The sequence below is a fragment of the Actinokineospora sp. genome, from assembly GCF_050699995.1.
Lineage (GTDB): Bacteria > Actinomycetota > Actinomycetes > Mycobacteriales > Pseudonocardiaceae > Actinokineospora.
The window spans coordinates 1-1,651 of the sequence record NZ_JBOHGC010000135.1 but is presented as its reverse complement, the minus strand read 5'-3'; the positions used below and the strand labels follow the sequence as shown (position 1 = coordinate 1,651).

The 1,651-nt window shown below is 70.7% G+C and carries 1 protein-coding gene; it reads right to left on the bottom strand.

What is annotated here, in order from left to right; all coding sequences use genetic code 11:
- A partial coding sequence (locus ACRDSQ_RS08150; protein ID WP_431420127.1) for a helix-turn-helix domain-containing protein occupies positions 1 to 1,301 on the bottom strand: 1,301 nt, incomplete at its 3' end.
- Positions 1,302 to 1,651: the final 350 nt, after the last annotated feature.

The window sequence follows — 1,651 nt, the reverse complement described above, 5'->3', positions numbered from 1 at the left end:
TAGTCGCGGCCGGTAGCGGCGGCGGTGGCCAGATCTGCCAGGACCAGGCCGCGAACCTTGTTGTCCGCCAACGACAGTGAGGCAAGCAGCGAGTCCGCTGCGGTCTCGGCCTCGGGGTGGCCGAGGGTGGTGTAGGTGGCGACGGTGGAGCTGCCGAGCCGGCCCGCGGTGAAGAACGCGGTCCACGGTCGCTCGGTTCGCGGCTTGGCGAAGTCGAACGCGGTGATCGCCCGGTCGAGCGCCCGCAGGGACGTGGTGGTGTCTCCGAGCCGGGCGGCCTCTTCCGCCTGCCGGACCGCGATCCAGGAGCGGGTGGCAGGGGCGGAGGAACCGGAGACCTGCCCTTCGGCCTGGCGTAGCAGCCTCAGCGCGGGCTCGGTGTCCCCGCGGGTGGAAGCCAGGTAGCTCCAGTAGCCCAGGGCGCAGGCGGCGAGGGCGCCGTCGCCGGTCTGCTTGGCGATCACCAGGGTCCGCCGCCAGGCTTTGACCGCCTCCGCCGGTTGGTCCAGGTCGAACAGCAGCCACCCGAGTAGCACGTCGGTTTCGCCGGTGGCGGTCAGCAGCCGGGTGCGCAGATGCTCGCCTGCGGCGTTGTGTAGCAGCGCGGTCAGGGTGTGCCGGTGCTGGCGCATCGCCGCGACGATCTCGCGGGCCGGTTGGGTCTCCTCGGCGTGAAAGAACTCGGCGGTGCGGTCCTCGATGAGCTGAACCGTGGTGGCGTCGACGGGTCGATCCCGGGTGACGCTGTCCACCAGGCGTTGCCATGGCGTCTCGGCCAACAGGCCGGACCCGGCGACAGCCACCACCGAAGCCGCTTTGAACAGATCCCGGCGTCGCACGTCGCTCCCTTCGCCCTGCTGCGCTTCCAGGGTAGGGATTGCGGGAGCCGGGGCGCATGCGTCGGACGCATGGACGGTCAGCGTGAACCACAGGCACCGCTGAGGAATGCCCAAAGCCCTGGCCCACCGGTCGAGTTTCCCGAGGTCGTGAACAGGTGCGGTCGCCCGTTCCATGCGGCTGACCTGCCCCTGGGTCAGCCCGATCCAGCGGCCGGCGACGGCCTGCGTGATCTCGGGTGTGACGGCGGTGCGGTAGGCGCGCAGCACGCGGCCGAAGTGGCGCTGGGCGAACGCTTCGCGCAGCTGCGGCCGGTCCCACAGGTCCTCGGGCATGCGCGGGGCCACGCCGGTGAGGTCCTCGTCGCCAAGCCGGGCGCACGGTGTGCAGGTCTCGCCGGTGTTGTCCGAGGCAAGGAACGCACCGCACGAACGGCACGGCTTGCGCGGTGCACGGTCCGGCATCAACTGCCCCTCCACCTAACGAGTGAACGCAGTGTAGCCGAACGCACACGTTCTGACGTGCAGATATGCGTCGCGCGCATTCCCGCTGGCAGCGATATGCGCCGCCGTCGTTTCCGATCCGGTCGGGCAGTTCCAGGGTGAGTCAGGCAAGAGCTTGACCAGCGACAACCCAGGGAGCAGCTGTGATACGCAGCGGCTGGCAGTGGATCAGCGTCACCGTTCTGGCGGCCGTGACGGCCCGCCTGGCCGTGCGAGACGTCCAGCGCGCTCGGCGGGGCCGACGGTGAGCGCCGCGAGCCGTGCGGGCTGGGTCTGGATCGCCGCGATGGGCAACGAGCCCGCGCATGCCC